Source organism: bacterium (genome assembly GCA_009926305.1).
In the GTDB taxonomy this organism is placed as follows: Bacteria; Bdellovibrionota_C; UBA2361; order UBA2361; family RFPC01; genus RFPC01.
Genome location: RFPC01000161.1, coordinates 1 through 2,339 on the forward strand (window position 1 = coordinate 1; position 2,339 = coordinate 2,339).

Consider the following 2,339-nt stretch of genomic DNA (forward strand, 5'->3'; position numbering starts at 1 on the left):
TGAGAAGCTTGGTTCTGTACGCATCAAGCGCAAGCAAAGCTTTGTGATCTATTTGCTGAATCTGATACTTCCCAAGCGCAGGGATCAGATAGCGATTGATCACTTGCTTGTAGTCACGATTGACGACCTTGCCTACGCCTGCTTGGACCTCAGCATCGAGATGACTGATCGTCAGTTTGGCGACATCGACAAAGCGTCTGCTGACATCGACCAACCCACTCGATTGCGCTTGCTGTAGTTGTCGTTGACGCTCGAGTGCGACTTTCTTGGCTTGCTCAAAGTCGCTCGTCCCACACGACATCGCAAACCATTCGTTGGAGGTTCGTCTGATCCTCGCTTGCCAACGAGTGCTTCTTGCTCGCTTGTAGAGGAACAAACCCTCGTTCAGTTGTCTTTGATTTAGGTCGTTAGTGTGACTGTCCAAACGAGCACCTCGAAAGACAGAAAGTGATGTAACACCGAACCTTGCTGTTCTTACGAGTGTATAGCCTCAAAACCTTGTGCGACAGAAGTGTCACAGGGATTTTGGGGTGTCGATGAAACCGTGAAATACTATTTTCATCGAGAAAAATGGTGGCCAGAGACGGAATCGAACCATCGACACGCGGATTTTCAGAATGCTGTCGGTTCATAAACGCTTTATTTCTCGGCTTTCCAGACAGCCTTTTCCAATGTGTCACAGAAACTGTCATAGCCCTTGCCTGCCCAAGAATCGTTCTCATCCCCTATAGCCTCTGAGACACCTTCGAGGCTCTTTACGCAAAAACACCCACCTTATTGCGTAAAGACTACACCTATCTGAGCCCCTATCTCGTAACCAAGAAAAATTAGGAACCCTGTGGTTACAGATAAATACTTGCGTGAGTACGAAGACACGCAATGTATCCAATCTTCCTAACAATGGCGCTGAAATCAGGCGTCAGATCGACGCATGGCTAGAGCAATACGATGGCGAGATCACGCACTTTGTGACATTGACCTTCGACCCTAAGCGCATTGATGCCTACATCAATGGCTCAGGCAAGAAACTGAATCGCCATGATGCTGAACTCGTGAAGTTCTATCAGCGAAGCATGAAGCACTTTCTGAATCGCCTTCAGAAGTCCTTCTATGGAAACCTCGCTAAGCGTGGTCGCTCACCTCTCCTATTCGTCCCTGTACTCGAGGGACTGACGAAAGACGAGATCCCACACTATCACTGCTTTATGCGAGTGGATGCTGATCGTAACAACATCAAACAGACCATCGAGGCGTGTTGGGAGCGAGTTCAATTCGCAGGAAGACAAACAGATGTTCAGGCTTATCGTGATCGCGGATGTCTGACTTATGGAACCAAGAACGCACTCTCACTACATCGTGAGAGCGTGGATTGGCTCAACATACAAATGCCAACAGCGATCAATCAGTCCTGCTGAACGAAGTTTCCTAGACTGATGGCGACAGGGGCGTTTCGAAGAACGCTTCAATGGCTGAGTATTGTCTACTGGTTCTTATCTATCTCACTCACCAACACTTACTAAAACTCACACTCCAAACCCTATCCAAACGCTGTCTCAATCATCTTGAATGACATTGGAGGAAAACAGCGAACGAGCGGAGTAGCGAACAACGTGAGCGATACGAGCGAGTGAGCGTGTCTTCGTTAGAAGACACTAAATTATCAAATTCGGAGTGGCGCAAGGCTCATTCGATACCTCCTCTTTCAATAGAGCTTATAAATTAGCCCAATTCACTGCTCTCCATACATTCATTTTTTTTCTTTGCGATTCTTTTGACTCGCTATAGCATTCGCATGCCATCTGTTTCAGAACATTCTTCTTCTTTATCGTCATTCTATTTCTTTTCACATCAACGATACCTAGTTTCTGCCACTTAGATATTATGCCGGTTACAGTCTCTCGACGAACACCCAATAAATTAGCTAATGCACTATGGCCAGTAGTCACAATATTTTTGATAGTACATTTATCGGATATTTCTAATATCATCCTAGCAACCCGCTGCTCACCTGCGTGGGACTGCGAACAGTATGCGGCATGTGATGCTTCTTCTGCGATCGTAGAACATACACGTATAGACAGAAGGGTGATATCTGCGAAATTTGGCAGCCACTGATTCAGCAGGAATGCGGGTAAGAGGTATGCATAACCTGGCTCACATACACAAGCCTGAAACTGTACGCTGCGAATTCTTACTCGATCCACAAACCCGACAACATAGCCTTGCCCAGCAAAAAATAAAAATGCGCCAGACTTTTCGCCACAAGACACGCTCATCGAAATTACACATGTTAGAGGGAATATTATATTGCCTTTACGCCCCTCAACAGGAATCACAGC

At 46.4% G+C, this 2,339-nt stretch carries 3 protein-coding genes; 1 reads left to right on the forward strand and 2 read right to left on the reverse strand.

Annotation, left to right across the window (positions count from 1 at the left end):
- Window positions 1–424, reverse strand: a 424-nt coding sequence (locus EBR25_13185) for a hypothetical protein (protein NBW41934.1), incomplete at its 3' end; no start/stop codon positions are given.
- 436 nt (window positions 425–860) lie between these two features.
- On the opposite strand from EBR25_13185, the gene EBR25_13190 reads away from it, so the two are divergent.
- Window positions 861–1,415 (forward strand): hypothetical protein, encoded by a 555-nt coding sequence (locus EBR25_13190; protein ID NBW41935.1) that lies wholly within the window; start codon window positions 861–863, stop codon window positions 1,413–1,415.
- A 297-nt stretch (window positions 1,416–1,712) separates the two neighbouring features.
- Here the strand turns inward: EBR25_13190 and EBR25_13195 are convergent, their stop codons facing one another.
- The gene (locus tag EBR25_13195; GenBank protein ID NBW41936.1) at window positions 1,713–2,336 is read right to left on the reverse strand and encodes a Crp/Fnr family transcriptional regulator; all 624 of its coding nucleotides are present in this window, start codon (window positions 2,334–2,336) and stop codon (window positions 1,713–1,715) included.
- Window positions 2,337–2,339: the final 3 nt, after the last annotated feature.